This window comes from Streptomyces sp. NPDC005791, from assembly GCF_042871485.1.
In the GTDB taxonomy this organism is placed as follows: domain Bacteria; phylum Actinomycetota; class Actinomycetes; order Streptomycetales; family Streptomycetaceae; genus Streptomyces.
In genome coordinates, this window is record NZ_JBIAIP010000004.1 from 268,323 (window position 1) to 286,348 (window position 18,026).

Consider the following 18,026-nt stretch of genomic DNA (forward strand, 5'->3'; position numbering starts at 1 on the left):
GGACCGGCACAGCGGGAATGCATGCCCCTTAGGATCCGTTGGGTGGGGTGAGAGTCATGGAACCGGCCCCAGTAGGCAGTAGGCAGTCCGCAGAGACGAGGAAGAACCCGTGAGCGACGTCCGTAATGTGATCATCATCGGCTCCGGGCCGGCTGGTTACACCGCCGCCCTGTACACCGCTCGCGCGTCGCTGAAGCCGCTGGTGTTCGAAGGTGCCGTCACCGCCGGCGGTGCGCTGATGAACACCACCGACGTGGAGAACTTCCCGGGTTTCCAGGACGGCATCATGGGCCCCGAGCTCATGGACAACATGCGCGCCCAGGCTGAGCGCTTCGGTGCCGAACTCATCCCCGACGACGTGGTCTCCGTCGACCTCTCCGGAGAAATCAAGACCGTCACGGACACCGCAGGCACGGTGCACCGCGCCAAGGCCGTCATCGTCACCACGGGATCCCAGCACCGCAAGCTCGGCCTGCCCAACGAGGACGCGCTGTCCGGACGCGGTGTCTCCTGGTGTGCCACCTGCGACGGCTTCTTCTTCAAGGACCAGGACATCGCCGTGATCGGTGGTGGGGACACGGCCATGGAAGAGGCGACCTTCCTCTCCCGGTTCGCCAAGTCCGTCACGATCGTTCACCGCCGTGACTCCCTGCGGGCCTCCAAGGCGATGCAGGAGCGCGCCTTCGCCGACCCGAAGATCAGGTTCGCGTGGGACAGCGAGGTTGCCGTGGTCCACGGCGACCAGAAGCTCTCCAGCCTCACCCTCCGGAACACCAAGACGGGCGAGACCTCCGAGCTCCCCGTGACCGGCCTGTTCATCGCCGTCGGCCACGACCCCCGCACGGAGCTCTTCAAGGGCCAGCTCGACCTGGATGACGAGGGCTATCTCAAGGTCGAGGCTCCCTCGACTCGTACCAACCTGAAGGGGGTGTTCGGCGCAGGCGACGTCGTCGACCACACCTACCGTCAGGCCATCACCGCTGCCGGCACCGGCTGCTCGGCAGCTCTCGACGCCGAGCGATACCTGGCCGCGCTCTCCGACGAGCAGCTCGCCGAACCGGAGAAGACCCCGGCAGTCTGACTGCTCCCCCAACCCACCCCCGCTAAGTTAAGGAGGTCGCCGTGGCCGGCGCCCTGAAGAACGTGACCGACGACTCCTTCGATGAGGACGTCCTCAAGAACGACAAGCCCGTGCTGGTGGACTTCTGGGCCGCCTGGTGCGGCCCGTGCCGCCAGATCGCGCCTTCGCTGGAAGCCATCGCGGCTGAGTACGGCGACGACATCGAGATCGTCAAACTGAACATCGACGAGAACCCGGCCACCGCGGCGAAGTACGGCGTGATGTCGATCCCCACGCTCAACGTGTACCAGGGCGGCGAGGTCGCCAAGACGATCGTGGGCGCCAAGCCCAAGGCCGCCATTCTCCGCGACCTCGAGAACTTCATCGTGCAGAAGTAGCGACTGGTTGTTTCACGTGAAACGGGCTCGCCCTTCGGGGCGGGCCCGTTGTGCATGTCCTGTCTTGCCTGCTGACGTCTTGCCGCTCTCGTTCTGCGTGCTTCCTCGATCATCGGCGCGACCGTCAGAGAGGCCGCAGCACCGGCTCCTTCTGGACGGCGCCCAGCAGTCGGTCCAATGCCAGCTCGACGTCTTCCTTCCAGGAGAGCGTCGTACGCAGCTCAAGCCTCAGCCGCGGGTACACGGGGTGAGGGCGCACGGTCTTGAAGCCGACCGCGAGCAAGTGATCCGCCGGCAGGACGCAGGCCGGTTCCTTCCAACGTGCGTCACCAAAAGCCTCGATCGCCTTGAAGTTGCGTCGCAGCAGGTCCTTGGCCACTGTCTGCACCATCACACGGCCCAGTCCCTGCCCCTGGAATCCTGGCGCAATCAACGAGGTCATCAGCTGCACGGCATCGGGGGAGACGGGGCTGGTGGGAAAAGCCGTGGCCCTGGGAACGTACGCAGGCGGAGCATAAAGAACGTACCCGGCTGGGACATCGTCCACGTAGACGATCCGCCCGCAGGAGCCCCACTCCAGCAGCACAGCGGAGATCCAGGCCTCCTTCTCGAATTCGGGCCTGCCCGCCTTTACCGCAGCTTCCCCGCTGACCGGGTCAAGTTCCCAGAAGACACACGAGCGGCAGCGTCTGGGGAGATCCGGAAGGTTGTCCAGTGTGAGCGGTACGAGCCGACGCCCCATGTAGGCGGTTCCTCACTTCCTTCGCCCGCCGCATCCCGCGCGGCTGCCAGCGCATTCCGTTCTCGGAACAGGCTGCCGACGAACCCCCCGACAGCGCCAAGCCCCAACCCGACTGATACCAGGTGGCTGCGATTCACTGATCGCACGGCCCCCGCCTCCTCTGCGGTGGATCACGATGATGGACCAAGGTGGTGGATACGCCATACAAGAACGCATCGTATCCACCTGCATGTGAAGGGGACACCGAGAGACGGCAAAGGGCGGGCCGCGTCTCGGAGAATCCCCGGACTCGGCCCGCCCACGCCGTCCGCCAGGGTCAGGCCTCGTCGGCCCCGGCCTGCTCCTCCTCGACGGCCCGTTCCAGCACGCGTCCCTCACCAGGGGCAAGACTGCCGAGAATGCGGTCCAGATCCTCCATCGAGGCGAACTCGACGACGATCTTTCCCTTCTTCTGTCCGAGGTCGACCTTCACCCGCGTCTCGAACCGGTCGGAGAGACGCGAAGCAAGATCAGTCAGAGCCGGTGCGACCCTGCCGCCGGCCCTGGGTCCACGTGGTTTCGCGGAGCTCGTGGGCTCGGATCCGAGAAGGCTCACGATCTCCTCGACCGCACGCACCGACAGCCCCTCGGCCACGATGCGGTGTGCCAGCCGGTCCTGTTCCTCGGAGTCGTCCACCGACAGCAGGGCCCTCGCGTGCCCGGCTGAAAGAACTCCTGCCGCCACCCTGCGCTGCACCGGCGGCGACAGCCGCAGCAGACGCAGCGTGTTCGACACCTGGGGGCGGGACCGTCCGATCCGGTCAGCCAGCTGATCGTGCGTGCACTTGAAGTCCTTCAGCAGCTGGTCGTACGCCGCTGCCTCCTCCAGTGGGTTCAGCTGAGCCCGGTGCAGGTTCTCCAGGAGAGCGTCGAGGAGCAGCTTCTCGTCATCGGTCGCGCGGACGATGGCTGGGATGCGCTCCAGACCGGCTTCGCCGCACGCCCTCCAACGGCGCTCACCCATGATGAGCTCGAAGCGGTCCTCGGCGACCTGGCGTACGACGACGGGCTGGAGGAGACCGACCTCCTTGATGGAGGTGACCAGCTCTGCCAGAGCATCCTCGTCGAAGACCTCGCGAGGCTGCCTGGGGTTGGGCGTGATCGAAGCGAGGGGAAGCTCAGCGAAGTACGCCCCGGCCACATCGGTCTGCCCTGCCGTGGTCTCCCTCTCTCCCACTGGCGGACTCGGCTCCGGAACCACCGCTCCGGAGGAGATCCCGGCCAGTTTCGCAGCGGCCACCCCCCGCGCGGAGGTCATGACGGGTGCCGAGCCCACGGCATGCGTACCGGATGCGGGGCCCGCGATCTGCTTCTCCTGTGGAGCTGTGGGAATCAGTGCACCGAGTCCACGCCCCAGCCCTCTACGACGCTCACTCACTGCATGCCCTCCGAATGGCTCTGCTGACTGTTCTGGACGCCTCTGTGGGCCGGCCCGCCCGTGGGAGCGTGCTGGGCCTCGTCATGCACTCCGACGCCTCTCAGCGCGATCTCACGGGCCGCCTCAAGGTAGGACAGGGACCCGCTGGAGCCCGGATCGTACGTCAGGACGGTCTGCCTGTAGCTCGGCGCCTCCGAGATACGCACGGAGCGCGGGATGCTGGTCCGCAGCACCTCCTTGCCGAAGTGGCTGCGCACCTCCTCTGCCACCTGTGAAGCGAGCCTGGTTCGGCCGTCGTACATGGTGAGCAGGATCGTCGAAACGTGAAGGTCCGGATTCAGGTGTCCTCGGACCAGGTCGACGTTGCGAAGCAGCTGGCCCAGGCCCTCCAGTGCGTAGTACTCGCACTGGATCGGGATGAGTACCTCCGCTCCAGCCACGAGGGCGTTGACCGTCAGCAGTCCGAGCGAGGGCGGGCAATCGATGAGGATGTAATCCAGCGGCTGGTCATACGCCTGGATAGCCCGCTGCAGTCGGCTCTCCCGCGCCACCAGCGACACCAGCTCGATCTCCGCACCGGCGAGGTCGATGGTCGCCGGCGCGCAGAAGAGACCTTCGACGTCCGGGACCGGCTGGACCACCTCGGAGAGCGGCATGCTCTCCACCAGGACGTCGTAGATGGAGGGAACCTCTGCGTGGTGGTCGATGCCCAGAGCCGTGGAGGCATTCCCCTGGGGGTCGAGGTCCACCACCAGGACACGCGCACCGTGCAGAGCGAGCGAGGCGGCAAGGTTGACCGTGGAGGTCGTCTTGCCCACGCCGCCTTTCTGGTTGGCAACGATCATGACGCGTGTCCGGTCGGGGCGCGGGAGCCCCTCACCGGCGCGACCCAGGGCTTCGACCGCCAGCTGAGCGGCACGGCCAATAGGTGTGTCGTCCATGGGTGGCGGTGTTTCACGTGAAACACCGTCCCCCAGGGACTCGGTACGGGGACCGGGGACCGGGTCGGTCATCGGTCCCGCGATGTTGGCGTCGGACCGCAAGGATTCACTCTCCTCGACTTCAGGCTCGCAATGAACAGAGCCTGCCATGCTTTCAGGGTCGTGAACCAGCGAGGCCGACTGTTCTGTGGATGAATCCGGTTCTGTGGACAACTCGGCAGCCCGTACGGGCTCGCGGTCGCGCGGCGCGGCGGCCACACGACCGCGACCGATGATTCCCTGCAGCAGAGAGCGACGTTTCACGTGAAACACGATGCCCTTGCAGCACAGCGGCGGTCTCTCGACACTCCGCAGGCGGAACATATCGCTGCTTGCATGGAGCATCGGCGCAAAGAGCTGCATGTACGCTGAAAACGCGCGGAACGGGCGTGTTCAGCTCCCGCTCATCGGCGGCGTCGCGTCCGGCCCACCCGTGCGGCCTTGGCTCGCTTTGCGGCGAACCTCACACCGCCCGGGCTCTCCCCGACCACCACACGCACCACTGTGGACGCGGGATCGACCAGACCTTCACCCACGTGCAGCACCTCGGTCTCCACCACTCCCAGCTTGCTCAGAGCGGCACGAGCTCCGTGGATCTCCTCCTCGGCCGTGCCCCCCTTGAGGGCCAGCATCTCTCCGTACGGGCGGAGTAGAGGCACTCCCCATCCGGCCAGCCGATCGAGCGGGGCCACCGCCCTGGCCGTCACCACGTGGACGGGCTGCAGGGTCCCCAGCACCTCTTCGGCCCGGCCGCGGACGACCGTCACATGATCCAGCCCCAGAAGTTCGACGACCTCCTGGAGGAAGTTCGTGCGACGCAGTAGCGGCTCCAGCAGCGTGATCTTCAGATCGGGGCGTACCAGCGCCAACGGGATACCGGGAAGACCCGCCCCCGAACCCACATCGCACACCGTGACGCCGGCGGGAACCACCTCGGAGAGCACCGCACAGTTCAGCAGGTGGCGCTCCCACAGGCGGGGCACCTCACGAGGACCGATCAGCCCCCGCTTTACGCCGGCGTCCGCGAGCAGTTCCGCGTACCTGACAGCCTCTGGAAAGAACTCACCGAATACCGCCTGCGCCTCCTTGGGCGCCTGAGGGAGCTCTGCTTCCTCCGTCACGGGGACCGTCCTTCCGTACCGCACTAGCACGCTGACTATCAGGCTGACAAAGATCGGCCCCGCCTGCGAACAGACGGGGCCGATCGTACAAGGATCCGGTCAGGCCGGGAGAACGACGACGAAGCGCTGCGGCTCCTCGCCCTCGGACTCGCTGCGCAGACCTGCTGCAGCGATCGCGTCGTGCACGACCTTGCGCTCGAACGGCGTCATCGGCTCCAGCTTCACCGGCTCGCCCGAGCTCTTGACCTCATCCGCGGCCTTGGCGCCCAGCGCGGCCAGGACCTCACGCTTCTTGGCACGGAAACCGGCGATGTCCAGCATCAGACGACTGCGGTCACCGGTCTCACGGTGCACGGCCAGGCGCGTCAGCTCCTGCAGCGCCTCCAGCACCTCACCGTCGCGTCCCACAAGCTTCTGCAGCTCACGCGCCGATTCACTGATGATCGAGACCGCGGCCCGGTCCGCCTCCACATCCATGTCGATATCGCCGTCGAGGTCGGCGATGTCGAGCAGGCCTTCGAGGTAGTCAGCCGCGATCTCCCCCTCCTGTTCGAGGCGGGTCAGAGTGTCGCTGCCCTCAGCGGCCGTGGTGGTGGTGCCTTCCGTCACGGATGGACTCCTTCTTACTTCTTGGACGGGTGCTTGGGCCGCTGCGGGCCCTTGCGCTGTCCGGACTTGGCTTGGCGTGAGGAGCCGGACGCGGCGGACTTGCCCGCCGGCTTCGGCTTGTCGTCCTGCGATGCGTCCCGCTTCTCCAGTGACGTCTTGGATTCCGCACCGGTGGAGCCGGAGTCCTTCGCCGTGCCGGGATGCGTGGCTGCGGTGTGACGCTTCGCCTTGGTCTGGCGCTTGGGCTGCTGTCGCTTGGCCGCTGCACCGCCTTCGGCCTCGAGGACCGCGGCTTCGCTCTTCGCGACCGTCCCGTCCTCCTGGGCGGCGAGACCCAGCTTGGCCAGGCCGGTGATGAACTTGCGCTCGATGTCGTTGCGGTCGGGGCCCTTGGCGACGATCCTCTTGACGGTGTTGCGCCGCGTCCTGCCCCGCACCTCGCCATGAGAGGTCACGCTCTTCAGCAGGCGGCCCAGGTACTGGTCCTGCGCCTTGCTGCCCGGCGTCGGGTTCTGGTTGATCACGTACATCTGCTGACCCATGGTCCAGACGTTCGTGGTCAGCCAGTACACGAGGACACCGACGGGGAAGTTGATGCCCATGACGGCGAAGATGACCGGGAAGATGTACATCAGCATCTTCTGCTGCTGCATGTACGGAGTCTTGACCGTGAGGTCGACGTTCTTCGTCATCAGCTGGCGCTGCGTGAAGAACTGCGAGGCCGACATCATCACGATCATGATCGCGGTCACGACACGGACATCGGTGAGGGAGGCGCCGAGCGCCTGGACCTTCTCTTCGCTGTCCATGAACTTCGCGGCCAGCGGAGCGCCGAAGATGTGCGCCTGACGGGCGCTGTCCAGCAGCGGCTGGTCGATGACGCCGATCGTCTTGCCCGAGGCGATGGCCGATAGCACGTGGTACAGGGCGAAGAAGAACGGGGACTGCGCCAGGATGGGAAGGCACGAGGAGAGCGGGTTGGTACCCGTCTCCTTGTACAGCTTCATCATCTCTTCGGACTGACGCTGTTTGTCGTTCTTGTAGCGCTCCTGGATCGCCTTCATCTTCGGCTGGAGCACCTGCATGTTCCGGGTCGACTTGATCTGCTTGACGAACAGCGGGATCAGGCAGATCCGGATCAGGATGACCAGGGACACGATGGACAGGCCCCAGGCCCACCCCGTGTCATCGCCGAAGAGAGCTCCGTACAGCTTGTGGAACTGGACGATGACCCACGAAACAGGTGTGGTGATAAAGCTGAACAGACTGGCAATCGTGTCCACTAATCAGGCTCCTTGAGCTTTGGGCGAGGTCTCTGTGGCCGGGCTCAGGGGTTCGGAGACCGACCCCCCGGAAGGCACATCGGCGGCGGAGTCCCCGCCCTTGCCGCCACGCACACAGCTGCGCAGCAGTTCGTGCCAACGCGGACGTTTGCGTGGCGGTACGTGATCCACGCCGCCGGGTGACCACGGATTGCATCGCAGGATGCGCCAGGCGGTCAGCGCTGTTCCCTTGATCGCACCGTGCCGGTCGATCGCCGTATATCCATAGTGGGAACACGACGGGTAGTAGCGGCAGACGGGCCCGAGGAGCGGGCTGATCGTCCACTGGTACAGCTTGATCAGAGCCAGCAGCGGGTACTTCATCGCGCACCCCCTCCCAGCAGCCGCTGAAGAGCGGCGTCCAGGTCTCGGGCCAGCTGTGCATGGTCGGCGTCACCCGCTCCGGGCAACGCTCGTACGACAACAAGGCTACCGGGGGGCAGCTGAGCCAGCCGATCACGGACCAGATGGCGAAGCTTGCGCTTCACCGCGGTGCGAACGACCGCTCCACCCACTGCCTTGCTGACAACGAAACCCGCACGTGGCGGGGGAACACTCTCCCCTGTCACGTGCGGGTCCGTAACACCGCTGCGTAGATGTACGACGAGTAGCGGGCGTCCGGCCCGACGTCCCCGGCGTACAGCGGCTGCGAAGTCCTCGCGCCGCCTCAGCCGATTCTCGGTAGGCAGCACGTCATGACCTGGCCGCGATCAGGCGGACAGGTTGGCGCGACCCTTGCCACGGCGGTTCGCGAGAATCGCGCGGCCGGCACGGGTACGCATGCGCAGGCGGAAGCCATGGGTCTTGGCGCGACGACGATTGTTCGGCTGGAAGGTGCGCTTGCTCACTCGGGGGCTCCAGAAATGATTCGTGTGTTGGCGGGACATCGCCTGGCTGTCACCGTGCGCCCACGAGGAACTCGCGTAAACGCCTTAGTGCACCGCTTCACAATCACAGATCGTGATGTTTGCCCATCGGAGGCAGGCGGCAGCAGCCATCGACAACTCGACCTGGTCACGGTACGCGCGGCTACGCCATCCGGTCAAACCGGGTCCTCGGCACCCCCTGCTGTACACAGCCTGTGGACAACAACTTGAACCGCGCGGGTCGGCCTGACTACCGTGGCTGAACTCCGGTTCTTTTCCTTCCCCCCTGCCGGGCCTCACCCGACCCGACCCATCCCGTCCCGGGAAGTACACATTCGTGGGACATGCGAGAGAGCGTGCCTTGTGGCTGACGTACCTGCCGATCTTGCCGCAGTGTGGCCGCGAGTGCTGGAACAACTCCTCGGGGAGGGCCAGCAGGGCATCGAGCCGAAGGACAAGCAGTGGATCGAGCGCTGCCAGCCCCTGGCCCTCGTCGCCGACACCGCACTGCTGGCCGTCCCCAACGAGTGGGGCAAGCGCGTCCTCGAGGGCCGGCTCGCACCGCTGATCAGCGAGACGCTCACCCGTGAGTGCGGGCGCCCGATCCGGATCGCGATCACCGTCGACGACTCCGCCGGCGAGCCTCCCGCGCCCCCGATGCACCAGCCCCGCCAGGGGCAGCAGGCCCACCGCTACCAGGGGCCGCAGCACGACGAGCCCTCGCGCAACGACGGCTACGACAGCTACGGCTCCAGGCCCTCCGACGACGGCATGCCTACGGCCCGTCCCGCCTACCCGGACTACCAACAGCACCGCCCCGAGCCCGGCGCCTGGCCCCGCACCCAGGAGGACCTCTCCTGGCAGCCGCGGCACGGCGGCTACCAGGACCGTGACCCGTACGCGAGCCCGCGCCCCCAGCAGCCGCAGCACGACTACCGTCCGCAGCCGCCCGAGCACCAGGGGTACGAGCCGCGTGACAGCCGCGACCGCCACGATCTGCAGGACCAGCAGCCCCAGCACCGCCAGGGCGGCCCGGGGACCGGAAGGAACGGCGGCGGCCCCATGGGCACGCAGTCAGCGCCTCCGCCCGGCACCGGTGAGCCGCACGCCCGGCTGAATCCGAAGTACCTCTTCGACACCTTTGTGATCGGGGCCTCCAACCGCTTCGCGCACGCGGCTGCGGTCGCCGTCGCCGAGGCCCCCGCGAAGGCGTACAACCCTCTCTTCATCTACGGGGAGTCGGGGCTCGGCAAGACCCACCTGCTGCACGCCATCGGGCACTACGCGCGCAGCCTCTACCCGGGCACCCGGGTGCGGTACGTGAGTTCCGAGGAGTTCACGAACGAGTTCATCAACTCGATCCGCGACGGCAAGGGCGACACCTTCCGCAAGCGCTACCGCGACGTGGACATCCTGCTGGTCGACGACATCCAGTTCCTGGCGAGCAAGGAGTCGACGCAGGAGGAGTTCTTCCACACCTTCAACACACTCCACAACGCCAACAAGCAGATCGTTCTGTCCTCGGACCGTCCGCCCAAACAGCTGGTGACCCTCGAGGACCGGCTGCGCAACCGGTTCGAGTGGGGCCTCACCACCGATGTGCAGCCGCCGGAACTGGAGACGCGCATCGCGATCCTCCGCAAGAAGGCGGTCCAGGAGCAGCTCAACGCCCCGCCCGAGGTGCTCGAGTTCATCGCCTCCCGCATCTCGCGCAACATCCGGGAGCTGGAGGGTGCTCTCATCCGCGTGACCGCCTTCGCGAGCCTGAACCGCCAGCCGGTGGACCTCGGCCTGACCGAGATCGTGCTCAAGGACCTGATCCCGGGCGGCGAGGACTCGGCTCCCGAGATCACCGCGCCGGCCATCATGGCGGCGACCGCGGACTACTTCGGGCTGACGGTGGAGGATCTCTGCGGGTCCTCGCGCAGCCGTGTCCTGGTGACGGCCCGCCAGATCGCCATGTATCTGTGCCGCGAGCTGACGGACCTGTCCCTGCCCAAGATCGGCGCCCAGTTCGGCGGACGTGACCACACCACGGTGATGCACGCCGACCGGAAGATCCGCGCCCTGATGGCTGAGCGGCGCTCCATCTACAACCAGGTCACCGAGCTCACCAACCGCATCAAGAACGGCTGAGGCAACCACAAGCGCACAGAGCTCCCCGGGCGCCCCGGGAGGACCGTACGACGTCCTCCCGGGGCGCCCTTCTGTGCCCGGGGCCGCTGAGAACGGGGCCGGAAAACCCACGGGAAGCGCCTCTGGAGGGCTCCGGGGGCCACTCCACGCACCCGGTCACGCTCAGATCCACGGCTTGCGGAAGGGCTGAGACCCTGCGCGGTGTTCGAATACGACCCTCGGACCAGCCCTTCTCCACAGAAGAACGGGGAATCCGGCGTCCACAGCCTGGGGACTGCGAAGTTGTCCAGATTGCGTCCACAGGCACGACTGCCGATACTCCATCAGGCCAGGTCACATGCCTGGGGATTTGTGGTCAACGAACATCCACAGCCTGTGGACAGAGATACCGTCCACAGGGTCACGATGCCGTTGTCCACCGTCGGCCCACAGGCGCGCCTGTGTTGTCCCCAGCTTCTCCACACCCCTGTCCACTGTTCGGCAACACAACACCCGCTTTCACCGCCGAGAGTGAAAGGCGTCACATAGGGACCCTCGGTTGAGCTGTGGGGAACCTGGGTAAAGCTGGGGACAGCCCTGGGGAGAAGTCACCCTGCCCTGTGCATCGGGTGTGCAGAACTTTCGCGTGTCCACAGAATCGCCTGGTTGTCCACCGGTGCCACCCACAGGGTCGGTGGACAAAAAACGGCGTCTGACCTGCGCAAATGACGTTATCCACGGTTTCCACAGGGCCTACTACTACTACCACTCAGAGTTAGCCAGGAATCCGCTTCGAAGTGGGGCCTGTGCACAACTCGAGCGGCGAGCTCGGCGAACCTCTTGGTGCGACTTGACCCCGAGCAGCAACGGCTGTCGGCGCCGTACGTCAGACTGGACCCCGGCGGCCTCCCCAGCCCATCGGCAGGGAGCCCCGGTCAGACGACGAAGGCCAGCAGGGCGAGCGAGCAACAGCAGGAGGCGGTTCCGGTGAAGATCCGGGTGGAGCGCGATGTACTCGCGGAGGCAGTGGCCTGGGTGGCCCGCAGCCTCCCGGCCCGTCCGCCGGCGCCCGTTCTTGCGGGCCTTCTGCTGAAGGCTGAGGACGGCGCCCTCAGCTTCTCGAGCTTCGACTACGAGGTCTCGGCCAAGGTCTCCGTGGACGCGGAGGTCGAGGAGGACGGCACGGTGCTCGTCTCCGGACGACTCCTCGCCGACATCTGCCGCGCCCTGCCGAACCGGCCGGTGGAGATCTCCACCGACGGTGTGCGGGCCACGGTGGTCTGCGGCTCCTCGCGGTTCACACTCCACACCCTTCCTGTGGAGGAGTACCCGGCGCTGCCGCAGATGCCGACCGCCACGGGCACCGTCCCGGGTGAGGTCTTCGCCTCCGCGGCGGCCCAGGTCGCCATCGCGGCCGGGCGTGACGACACCCTCCCGGTCCTGACCGGTGTCCGGATCGAGATCGAGGGCGAGACCGTCACCCTCGCTTCGACCGACCGCTACCGCTTCGCGGTCCGTGAGTTCCTGTGGAAGCCGGAGAACCCCGACGCCTCGGCCGTGGCCCTGGTGCCCGCCAAGACACTGCTCGACACCGCCAAGGCACTGACCAGCGGCGACACGGTGACTCTGGCGCTGTCCGGCTCGGGTGCCGGCGAAGGGCTCATCGGTTTCGAGGGCGCCGGCCGCCGTACGACCACGCGGCTGCTCGAGGGCGACCTCCCGAAGTACCGGACGCTCTTCCCCACCGAGTTCAACTCGGTCGCGGTCATCGAGACCGCCCCGTTCGTCGAGGCCGTCAAGCGTGTGGCCCTCGTTGCCGAGCGGAACACCCCTGTGCGGCTCAGCTTCGAGCAGGGCGTGCTGATCCTGGAGGCCGGTTCCAGTGACGACGCACAGGCTGTGGAGCGTGTCGACGCCGTGCTCGAGGGCGACGACATCTCGATCGCCTTCAACCCGACCTTCCTGCTCGACGGACTCAGCGCGATCGACTCCCCGGTCGCCCAGCTCTCCTTCACGACGTCGACCAAGCCGGCTCTGCTCAGCGGCCGGGCGGCCGTCGACGCCGAGGCGAACGACTCGTACAAGTACCTGATCATGCCGGTCCGCCTCTCCGGCTGATCCGGCGGTCGTTCCTGTCATGGCAGTTTCCGGCGGGCAGGCTCAGCGCAGAGCGGGCCCATCGTGCTGCACCCCGCCGTGCTGTCCCGGCCGGGCGTAGGCTCGGTCCTGGGTACGAATCGGCACAACGCGTAAGGAATCTCTGATGGAGCTCGGTCTCGTCGGCCTCGGCAAGATGGGCGGCAACATGCGCGAGCGCATTCGCCGCGCAGGGCACACGGTCATCGGTTACGACCGCAACCCGGACGTCGCCGATGTCCACAGCCTCGAAGAGCTTGTGGGCAAGCTCAAGGGTCCGCGCGTCGTGTGGGTGATGGTCCCGGCGGGTGCCGCGACCCAGTCCACCATCGACGAGCTGGCCGAGTTGCTCTCCCCGGGCGACGTCGTCGTGGACGGCGGGAACTCCCGCTGGACCGACGACGAGAAGCACGCCGTCGAGCTGGGTCTCAAGGGCATCGGCTTCGTCGACTGCGGCGTCTCCGGTGGAGTCTGGGGCCTGGAGAACGGCTACGCCCTGATGTACGGCGGAACCGAGGAGAACGTCGCCAAGGTCCAGCCCGTCTTCGACGCGCTCAAGCCCGAGGGTGACTTCGGTTCGGTCCACGCGGGCAAGGTCGGCGCCGGCCACTTCGCCAAGATGGTCCACAACGGCATCGAGTACGCGATGATGCAGGCCTACGCCGAGGGCTGGGAGCTCCTGGAGAAGGTCGACTCCGTCACCGACGTGCGCGAGGTCTTCCGTTCCTGGCAGGAGGGCACGGTCATCCGTTCCTGGCTGCTCGACCTGGCGGTCAACGCGCTGGACGACGACGAGCACCTCGACCAGCTCCGTGGCTTCGCCGCGGACTCCGGTGAGGGCCGGTGGACGGTCGAGGCCGCCATCGACAACGCCGTGCCGCTGCCCGCGATCACCGCGTCCCTGTTCGCGCGCTTCGCCTCGCGCCAGGACGACTCGCCGCAGATGAAGATGATCGCCGCGCTGCGCAACCAGTTCGGCGGCCACGCGGTCGAGAACAAGAAGTAGGACCCCGCAGGCCGCGGGAGCACACAGTCCGTGGCACAGCGGCACACAGCAGAGCACGCAGTCGGAAGGGTCGGCGACCATGCACGTCACGCATCTCTCGCTGGCCGACTTCCGCTCGTACGCCCGGGTCGAGGTTCCTCTCGACCCGGGCGTCACCGCGTTCGTGGGGGCCAACGGCCAGGGCAAGACCAATCTGGTGGAGGCGGTCGGTTATCTCGCCTCACTCGGCAGCCACCGGGTGTCGTCCGACGCACCCCTGGTGCGGATGGGCGCGGAGCGCGCCGTCGTACGCGCCGCGGTCACCCAGGGCGAGCGCTCACAGCTGATCGAGCTGGAGCTCAACCCGGGCCGCGCCAATCGGGCTCGTATCAACAGGTCCGCGCAGGTCAGACCGCGCGACGTCCTGGGGATAGTGCGGACGGTGCTCTTCGCCCCGGAGGATCTGGCCCTCGTGAAGGGTGACCCGGGCGAGCGCCGGCGCTTTCTGGATGAGCTGATCACGGCACGTTCCCCGCGGATGGCCGGTGTCCGCTCCGACTACGAGCGGGTGCTGAAGCAGCGCAACACTCTGCTGAAGTCCGCCGCCATGGCCCGCAGACACGGCGGCCGGTCGATGGATCTGTCCACGCTGGACGTGTGGGACCAGCACCTGGGCCGGGTGGGGGCGGAGCTGCTGGCGCAGCGGCTCGACCTGATCGCGACCCTCCAGCCGCTGGCGGACAAGGCGTACGCGGACGTCGCCCCCGGCGGTGGACCGCTGACCCTGGAGTACCGCAGCTCGGTCGGTCCCGATGTGGAGCCCGCGCGTCATCGCGAGGAGCTGTACGAGCAGGTGATGGCCGCGCTGGTGCAGGCACGTAAACAGGAGATCGAGCGGGGCGTGACCCTGGTCGGCCCGCACCGCGACGACCTGGTGCTGGGCCTGCGCGGAATGCCGGCGAAGGGGTACGCGAGCCACGGGGAGTCCTGGTCGTACGCCCTGGCGCTCAGGCTGGCCTCGTACGACCTGCTCCGGACCGAGGGCAACGAGCCGGTGCTGGTGCTCGACGACGTGTTCGCCGAGCTGGACGCGCGCCGTCGCGAGCGGCTCGCGGAGCTGGTGGCCCCCGGCGAGCAGGTGCTGGTGACGGCCGCTGTGGACGACGACGTACCAGGTGTGCTGGCCGGGGCGCGGTATGCGGTGTCCGCCGGGGCGGTGGAGCGGCTGTGAGCGGTTCGGACGAGCGGGGCGGGTCCACTCCGGGGCCGGTGAAGCAGCCCGAGGCGTCGGGCGTGGACCTGGCGCGCGTCGCCCTGCGTGCGGCGAAGGAGCAGGCCCGGGCCCGGGGCGCCGCGGCGCAGCAGAAGAAGCAGGCGAGACGAGGTGGCGGTCTGCGGTCGGGCGCCCGGTCCGACGGACGTGACCCGCTGCCGCTGGGTTCGGCGATCAACCGGCTGATCACCGAGCGGGGCTGGGAGACCCCGGCGGCTGTCGGCGGTGTGATGGGCCGCTGGCCGCAGATCGTCGGGGACGACCTGGCCAACCACTGTGTACCGGTGCGGTACGACGAGGACCCGGCCGAGCGGGTGCTGACCGTGCAGTGCGATTCGACGGCGTGGGCGACGCAGCTGCGGCTGCTGGCACCCCAGCTGGTGGCCCGCCTGAACACGGATCTGGGCCACGGCACCGTACGGATGATCAAAGTGCTGGGCCCTGGCGGCCCGCAGCGCAGATTCGGCCCGCTCCGGACGCCGGGGAGCAAGGGGCCCGGCGACACCTACGGCTGAGCAGGCCTTTTCCTTTTCCGGGGGCCTTGAGCACCAGCTGCGGCCGAAGACGGCACGGGGGCGGTTCACTCCCCTCTGTCCTGATTCGCCGACGCCCACGTGTTTCCGGTTTGCTCGAATATCTGACGATTTGGTCCGCGCGTGGGCTGTGTAGCGTCCCTCACCGTAGCGGGAGGTTGACAGGCCGAAGCGCGCAAAGCCCTCGTGAGCCTCCCGGGGGCCCGTCCCGAATATGGGGAGTCGTCAGCCGCTCGTCCAGGGCGGCACATGCGTACTCAGGCACCGGCAAACCCCCATTCATGTCAGCGCTACCGGTAGACTGATGGACAATCCCGCTTCCTCGCGGGAGTCGTCGATACAAGCCGAACGACGCAGCCGCTCCCGCCTGCCGGAGAACGGCCTGTGCTGTGCCAGAAAGGGCGCTTCGTGGCCGATTCCGGCAACCCCAACGAGAACATCCCGTCCACAGCCGGTGAGCCCGGCGAGGTCAACGCCTCGTACGACGCCAGCGCGATCACCGTGCTCGAAGGCCTGGACGCGGTCCGCAAGCGACCCGGTATGTACATCGGGTCGACCGGTGAGCGCGGTCTCCACCACCTCGTGCAAGAGGTTGTCGACAACTCGGTCGACGAGGCGATGGCCGGGCACGCGGACACCATCGACGTCACGATCCTCGCCGACGGCGGGGTGCGCGTGATCGACAACGGCCGCGGCATCCCGGTCGGCATCGTGCCGTCCGAAGGCAAACCGGCCGTCGAGGTCGTGCTCACCGTCCTGCACGCGGGCGGAAAGTTCGGCGGCGGCGGTTATGCCGTCTCCGGCGGTCTGCACGGCGTCGGTGTCTCCGTCGTCAACGCCCTGTCCACCCGGGTGGCCGTCGAGGTCAGGACGGACGGCTACCGCTGGACCCAGGACTACAAGCTCGGCGTCCCGACCGCTCCGCTGGCCCGTCACGAGGCCACGGAGGAGACGGGGACGACCGTCACCTTCTGGGCCGACGGTGACGTCTTCGAGACCACCGACTACTCCTTCGAGACGCTTTCGCGCCGCTTCCAGGAGATGGCGTTCCTCAACAAGGGCCTCACCCTCAAGCTCACCGACGAGCGCGAGGCGGCGAAGGCCACGGCGGGCGCGGACAGCGCCGAGGTGGTCGACGTACCCGACGAGGAGCCGACCCGCACGGTCACGTACCACTACGAGAACGGCATCGTCGACTTCGTCAAGTACCTCAACTCCCGCAAGGGCGAGCTCATTCACCAGTCGGTGATCGACATCGAGGCCGAGGACAAGGACCGGCTCCTCTCGGCCGAGATCGCCATGCAGTGGAACACGCAGTACTCGGAGGGGGTCCACTCCTTCGCCAACGCGATCCACACGCACGAGGGCGGTACGCACGAGGAGGGCTTCCGCGCGGCGCTGACCTCGCTGGTCAACCGCTACGCGCGCGACAAGAAGCTGCTGCGCGAGAAGGATGACAACCTCACCGGTGAGGACGTCCGCGAGGGTCTGACGGCGATCATCTCGGTCAAGCTGGGCGAGCCCCAGTTCGAGGGCCAGACGAAGACCAAGCTGGGCAACACCGAGGCGAAGACCTTCGTCCAGAAGGTCGTCCACGAGCAGCTGACGGACTGGTTCGACCGGAACCCCAACGAGGCCGCCGACATCATCCGTAAGGGCATCGCGGCCTCCACGGCCCGTGTCGCGGCCCGCAAGGCGCGCGACCTCACCCGGCGCAAGGGGCTCCTGGAGAGCGCCTCGCTGCCCGGCAAGCTGAGCGACTGCCAGTCCAACGACCCGACGAAGTGCGAGATCTTCATCGTCGAGGGTGACTCCGCCGGTGGTTCGGCGAAGTCCGGCCGTAACCCGATGTACCAGGCCATCCTGCCGATCCGCGGCAAGATCCTGAACGTCGAGAAGGCGCGGATCGACAAGATCCTGCAGAACACCGAGGTCCAGGCGCTGATCTCGGCCTTCGGTACGGGGGTCCACGAGGACTTCGACATCGAGAAGCTCCGCTATCACAAGATCATCTTGATGGCGGACGCCGACGTCGACGGTCAGCACATCAACACCCTGCTGCTGACGTTCCTGTTCCGCTTCATGCGGCCGCTGGTCGAGTCCGGGCACGTGTATCTCTCCCGCCCGCCGCTCTACAAGATCAAGTGGGGCCGTGACGACTTCGAGTACGCGTACTCGGACCGTGAGCGCGACGCCCTGGTGGCGCTCGGCAAGCAGAACGGCAAGCGGATCAAGGAAGACTCGATCCAGCGCTTCAAGGGTCTCGGCGAGATGAACGCCGAGGAACTGCGCGTGACCACGATGGACGTCGACCACCGTGTGCTCGGCCAGGTCACGCTGGACGACGCGGCGCAGGCCGACGACCTGTTCTCGGTGCTGATGGGTGAGGACGTAGAGGCCCGGCGTTCGTTCATCCAGCGCAACGCCAAGGACGTCCGCTTCCTCGACATCTGAGTCGGCCTCGAAAGC

Annotated in this window: 17 protein-coding genes; 8 read left to right on the plus strand and 9 right to left on the minus strand. The window is 67.2% G+C overall.

Annotated elements, in window-relative coordinates; translation table 11 throughout:
- The first annotated feature begins 109 nt into the window (after nt 1-109).
- Both trxB and trxA read left to right on the plus strand, forming a co-directional pair.
- A complete protein-coding gene (trxB, locus tag ACFYSH_RS10755; protein ID WP_359463632.1) occupies nt 110-1,081 on the plus strand; it encodes a thioredoxin-disulfide reductase in 972 nt (323 codons plus the stop codon).
- A 41-nt stretch (nt 1,082-1,122) separates the two neighbouring features.
- Nucleotides 1,123-1,458, plus strand: a complete 336-nt coding sequence (gene trxA / locus ACFYSH_RS10760; RefSeq protein WP_359463629.1) for a thioredoxin — start codon at nt 1,123-1,125, stop codon at nt 1,456-1,458.
- A 124-nt stretch (nt 1,459-1,582) separates the two neighbouring features.
- On the opposite strand, the gene ACFYSH_RS10765 is transcribed toward trxA, so the two are convergent.
- The 9 genes from ACFYSH_RS10765 to rpmH form a co-directional block, all read right to left on the minus strand.
- Nucleotides 1,583-2,200 (minus strand): GNAT family N-acetyltransferase, encoded by a 618-nt coding sequence (locus ACFYSH_RS10765; protein ID WP_359463626.1) that lies wholly within the window; start codon nt 2,198-2,200, stop codon nt 1,583-1,585.
- A gap of 316 nt (nt 2,201-2,516) precedes the next feature.
- Nucleotides 2,517-3,617: a ParB/RepB/Spo0J family partition protein gene (locus ACFYSH_RS10770; protein WP_359463623.1), complete on the minus strand. Its 1,101-nt coding sequence runs from the start codon at nt 3,615-3,617 to the stop codon at nt 2,517-2,519.
- Nucleotides 3,614-4,708: a ParA family protein gene (locus tag ACFYSH_RS10775; RefSeq protein WP_359464135.1), complete on the minus strand. Its 1,095-nt coding sequence runs from the start codon at nt 4,706-4,708 to the stop codon at nt 3,614-3,616. The genes ACFYSH_RS10770 and ACFYSH_RS10775 overlap by 4 nt, the downstream gene beginning before the upstream one ends.
- Before the next feature lie 293 nt (nt 4,709-5,001).
- A complete protein-coding gene (gene rsmG / locus ACFYSH_RS10780; RefSeq protein WP_359463620.1) occupies nt 5,002-5,718 on the minus strand; it encodes a 16S rRNA (guanine(527)-N(7))-methyltransferase RsmG in 717 nt (238 codons plus the stop codon).
- Nucleotides 5,719-5,817: 99 nt separating this feature from the next.
- Nucleotides 5,818-6,327 (minus strand): R3H domain-containing nucleic acid-binding protein, encoded by a 510-nt coding sequence (locus ACFYSH_RS10785; RefSeq protein ID WP_359463618.1) that lies wholly within the window; start codon nt 6,325-6,327, stop codon nt 5,818-5,820.
- A gap of 14 nt (nt 6,328-6,341) precedes the next feature.
- A complete protein-coding gene (yidC, locus tag ACFYSH_RS10790) occupies nt 6,342-7,610 on the minus strand; it encodes a membrane protein insertase YidC (RefSeq protein ID WP_359463615.1) in 1,269 nt (422 codons plus the stop codon).
- A gap of 3 nt (nt 7,611-7,613) precedes the next feature.
- The gene (gene yidD / locus ACFYSH_RS10795; protein WP_356430091.1) at nt 7,614-7,973 is read right to left on the minus strand and encodes a membrane protein insertion efficiency factor YidD; all 360 of its coding nucleotides are present in this window, start codon (nt 7,971-7,973) and stop codon (nt 7,614-7,616) included.
- The gene (gene rnpA / locus ACFYSH_RS10800; protein ID WP_359463612.1) at nt 7,970-8,341 is read right to left on the minus strand and encodes a ribonuclease P protein component; all 372 of its coding nucleotides are present in this window, start codon (nt 8,339-8,341) and stop codon (nt 7,970-7,972) included. Before rnpA ends, yidD begins: the two co-directional genes overlap by 4 nt.
- 18 nt (nt 8,342-8,359) lie before the next feature.
- Complete coding sequence (rpmH, locus tag ACFYSH_RS10805) at nt 8,360-8,497, minus strand: 50S ribosomal protein L34 (protein WP_014047156.1); 138 nt, start codon at nt 8,495-8,497, stop codon at nt 8,360-8,362.
- Nucleotides 8,498-8,878: 381 nt separating this feature from the next.
- Between rpmH and dnaA the strand changes: the two genes are divergently transcribed.
- The 6 genes from dnaA to gyrB all read left to right on the plus strand — a co-directional run bounded on the left by dnaA (nt 8,879) and on the right by gyrB (nt 18,011).
- Nucleotides 8,879-10,651, plus strand: coding sequence for a chromosomal replication initiator protein DnaA (gene dnaA, locus ACFYSH_RS10810; protein WP_388751883.1), 1,773 nt, complete (start codon nt 8,879-8,881; stop codon nt 10,649-10,651).
- Nucleotides 10,652-11,617: 966 nt separating this feature from the next.
- Nucleotides 11,618-12,748 carry a DNA polymerase III subunit beta gene (dnaN, locus tag ACFYSH_RS10815; protein ID WP_359464132.1) on the plus strand — a complete coding sequence of 377 codons (1,131 nt, stop codon included), beginning with the start codon at nt 11,618-11,620 and terminating at the stop codon, nt 12,746-12,748.
- A 145-nt stretch (nt 12,749-12,893) separates the two neighbouring features.
- Nucleotides 12,894-13,772, plus strand: a complete 879-nt coding sequence (gene gnd / locus ACFYSH_RS10820; protein ID WP_359463605.1) for a phosphogluconate dehydrogenase (NAD(+)-dependent, decarboxylating) — start codon at nt 12,894-12,896, stop codon at nt 13,770-13,772.
- Between the two features lie 79 nt (nt 13,773-13,851).
- Nucleotides 13,852-14,982 carry a DNA replication/repair protein RecF gene (gene recF, locus ACFYSH_RS10825; protein ID WP_359463602.1) on the plus strand — a complete coding sequence of 377 codons (1,131 nt, stop codon included), beginning with the start codon at nt 13,852-13,854 and terminating at the stop codon, nt 14,980-14,982.
- Complete coding sequence (locus ACFYSH_RS10830) at nt 14,979-15,539, plus strand: DciA family protein (protein WP_359463600.1); 561 nt, start codon at nt 14,979-14,981, stop codon at nt 15,537-15,539. Before recF ends, ACFYSH_RS10830 begins: the two co-directional genes overlap by 4 nt.
- Before the next feature lie 402 nt (nt 15,540-15,941).
- Nucleotides 15,942-18,011, plus strand: a complete 2,070-nt coding sequence (gene gyrB / locus ACFYSH_RS10835) for a DNA topoisomerase (ATP-hydrolyzing) subunit B (RefSeq protein ID WP_359463598.1) — start codon at nt 15,942-15,944, stop codon at nt 18,009-18,011.
- The last annotated feature ends 15 nt before the right edge of the window (nt 18,012-18,026 follow it).

Excerpts from the sequence above, each read along its gene's own strand:
- ACFYSH_RS10765 (WP_359463626.1), bottom strand. The coding sequence starts at position 2,200 with ATGGGGCGTCGGCTCGTACCGCTCACACTGGACAACCTTCCGGATCTC.
- ACFYSH_RS10775 (WP_359464135.1), bottom strand. The coding sequence starts at position 4,708 with ATGGCAGGCTCTGTTCATTGCGAGCCTGAAGTCGAGGAGAGTGAATCC.
- yidD (WP_356430091.1), bottom strand. The coding sequence starts at position 7,973 with ATGAAGTACCCGCTGCTGGCTCTGATCAAGCTGTACCAGTGGACGATC.
- gnd (WP_359463605.1), top strand. The coding sequence starts at position 12,894 with ATGGAGCTCGGTCTCGTCGGCCTCGGCAAGATGGGCGGCAACATGCGC.
- recF (WP_359463602.1), top strand. The coding sequence starts at position 13,852 with ATGCACGTCACGCATCTCTCGCTGGCCGACTTCCGCTCGTACGCCCGG.